Raw genomic sequence first — 2,622 nt, 5'->3', positions numbered from 1 at the left:
CCGCGCGCGCATTACGACTACGACCTGTTCTGCGCCGACCTGCGGGCTGTGCTCGATGCCGGACGCGCGCCCGCGCATGTGCTGGGCTACAGTTTCGGGGGTCTTGTGGCACAGGTGCTGCTGGTCGCGCAGCCCGAGCTGTTCGCGTCGCTCGCGCTGCTCACCTCGCCGCCCGACGTCGGCCAGGTGTTCCGCGGGGTGAAGCGCATCGGACGGTTCTCGGGGGCGACCTCGCCGCACGCGGGTGCGTCGCTCATGCTGTGGGGCATCCGCAACAACCTCAACCGGGTGCCGCCGGAGCGCATCGCCTTCGTGCGAGAGCGCTTCGCGCAGACGCGTCGGGCGAGCGTCGACGACATCGTGGGGCTCATGAAGCGGATGCCGGATGTCGCGGAGGCTGTCGCCGCCCTGCCGTTGCCGAAGCTCGTGGCGACAGGCCGTCACGACCTGTGGCCGGAAGCGCAGTATCGGGAGTACGCGGCGCGGATCGGGGCATCCATCGCGGTCTACGACACCGGGCACAGCCCGTGCGAGACGACGCCGCATCAGCTGGTGCGCGATCTGCTGGGCCTGTACGGCGAGACCGATCAGACCCCGCGGGAATAACCGTGGACGCGAGGTGTTTCACAAATTACATTCACGTGCATACAATCGTGAGTACGTAGACGAAAGCGGGACACCATGAGCGAGAACAGCGCACCCACCCCCGCCGTGCAGTTCGGCATCTTCACCGTGAGCGACATCACGCAGGATCCGACCACGGGCACGACCCCGAGCGAGGCCGAGCGCATCCGCGCGACCCTCACGATCGCGAAGCACGCGGAAGAGGTCGGGCTCGACGTCTTCGCGCTCGGCGAGCACCACAACCCGCCGTTCTGGTCGTCCTCGCCCACCACGACCCTCGCCTACATCGCCGCCCAGACCGAGCGGCTCATCCTCTCCACCGCGACGACGCTCATCACCACGAACGACCCGGTGAAGATCGCCGAGGACTACGCGATGCTGCAGCACGTCTCCGGCGGCCGCGTCGACCTCATGCTCGGGCGCGGCAACACCGGCCCGGTCTACCCCTGGTTCGGCAAGGACATCCGCCAGGGCCTGCCGCTCGCGATCGAGAACTACGCGCTGCTGCACAAACTGTGGCGCGAGGACGTCGTCGACTGGGAGGGGAAGTTCCGCAGCCCCCTGCAGGGCTTCACCTCGACCCCGCGTCCGCTCGACGGCGTCGCGCCGTTCGTCTGGCACGGCTCGATCCGCACCCCCGAGGTCGCCGAGCAGGCCGCCTATTACGGCGACGGGTTCTTCGCAAACAACATCTTCTGGCCCGCCTCGCACTTCCAGCGGCTCATCACGCTGTACCGCGAGCGCTTCGCCCACTACGGCCACGGCACCGCCGAGCAGGCGATCGTCGGACTCGGCGGTCAGGTGTTCATGCGCCCGAAGTCACAGGACGCCGTGAGCGAGTTCCGCCCGTACTTCGACAACGCCCCCGTCTACGGCCACGGCCCGTCGATGGAGGACTTCACCGAGATGACCCCCCTCACGGTCGGGTCGCCGCAGCAGGTCATCGACCGCTACGCCGGCATGCGCGACCTGTTCGGCGACTACCAGCGCCAGCTGTTCCTCATCGACCACGCCGGCCTGCCGCTGAAGACCGTGCTCGAGCAGCTCGACCTGCTGGGCTCCGAGGTGGTTCCCGTGCTGCGCAAGGAGTTCCAGACCAACCGTCCCGAGACCGTCCCGGATGCCCCGACCCACGCGTCGCTCGTCGCCGCGGCCTACGACGGCGCCGCTCCGCGCGAGGCGCGTCCGCGCGCGAACCGCGGCGACAACCTCACCCACGGTTCGCCCTATGAGGACACCAAGGAGCGCGCCGGCGCCGCCTTCGGCGCCGCCGCGACCCGGACGGGGGCCTGAGATGACCGCCCGCCGCATCGCGGTCGTCACCGCGGGATTGTCGAACCCGTCGTCGACACGCATGCTCGCCGACCGCCTCGCCGCCGCGACAGTGCGCCAGCTGTCGGAGCGGGGGATCGAGGCATCCGTCGACACCTTCGAACTGCGCGACTACGCCCACGACATCACGAACAACCTGCTGACCGGCTTCGCGCCGGCGCCGCTCGAGACGATGATCAACACCGTGGTCTCGGCGGACGCGCTCATCGTCGTCACCCCGATCTTCTCGACGAGCTACTCGGGACTGTTCAAGTCGTTCATCGACGTGCTCGACCCCGACGCCCTCACCGGCACCCCGGTGCTCATCGGCGCGAACGCGGGCACCGCACGGCACTCGCTCGCGATCGACTACGCGATCCGGCCCGTGTTCGCCTACCTGCACGCCCAGCCGGTGTCGACGGGGGTGTTCGCGGCGTCGTCCGACTGGGGTGGCGCGGGCGACCAGGTCGCGCCGCTCGCGTCGCGCATCGAGAAGGGCGCCGCCGAACTGGCGGAGGCCATCGCACTGCACGCCGAGAAGGCGGCATCCGACCCGTTCGACCCGTCGTCGTACCTCGGCGAGGGCCGCTCGTTCGGCCACCTGCTCGGGGGCCTCGCGGGGGAGTGACCCCCGCGGGTCAGGCGATCTCTGACTCGACGAGCGTCTTGAGCGTGCCGAGGCCGGTG

3 protein-coding genes are annotated in these 2,622 nt (G+C 69.6%); all 3 read left to right on the top strand.

Annotated elements, in window-relative coordinates; genetic code table 11:
• Nucleotides 1-606, top strand: a 606-nt coding sequence (locus ASG00_RS10655) for an alpha/beta fold hydrolase (protein WP_235559491.1), incomplete at its 5' end; no start/stop codon positions are given.
• A gap of 75 nt (nucleotides 607-681) precedes the next feature.
• Nucleotides 682-1,917, top strand: coding sequence for an LLM class flavin-dependent oxidoreductase (locus ASG00_RS10650; protein WP_045245800.1), 1,236 nt, complete (start codon nucleotides 682-684; stop codon nucleotides 1,915-1,917).
• A gap of 1 nt (nucleotide 1,918) precedes the next feature.
• Complete coding sequence (locus ASG00_RS10645; protein ID WP_056209416.1) at nucleotides 1,919-2,563, top strand: CE1759 family FMN reductase; 645 nt, start codon at nucleotides 1,919-1,921, stop codon at nucleotides 2,561-2,563.
• The last annotated feature ends 59 nt before the right edge of the window (nucleotides 2,564-2,622 follow it).

Origin of the sequence: Microbacterium sp. Leaf351 (genome assembly GCF_001423825.1) — a bacterium.
GTDB lineage: Bacteria > Actinomycetota > Actinomycetes > Actinomycetales > Microbacteriaceae > Microbacterium > Microbacterium ginsengisoli.
The sequence above is the reverse complement of the archived record's forward strand: the minus strand, read 5'-3'. Positions and strand labels throughout refer to the sequence as shown.

Excerpts from the sequence above, each read along its gene's own strand:
- ASG00_RS10645 (WP_056209416.1), top strand. The coding sequence starts at position 1,919 with ATGACCGCCCGCCGCATCGCGGTCGTCACCGCGGGATTGTCGAACCCG.
- ASG00_RS10650 (WP_045245800.1), top strand. The coding sequence starts at position 682 with ATGAGCGAGAACAGCGCACCCACCCCCGCCGTGCAGTTCGGCATCTTC.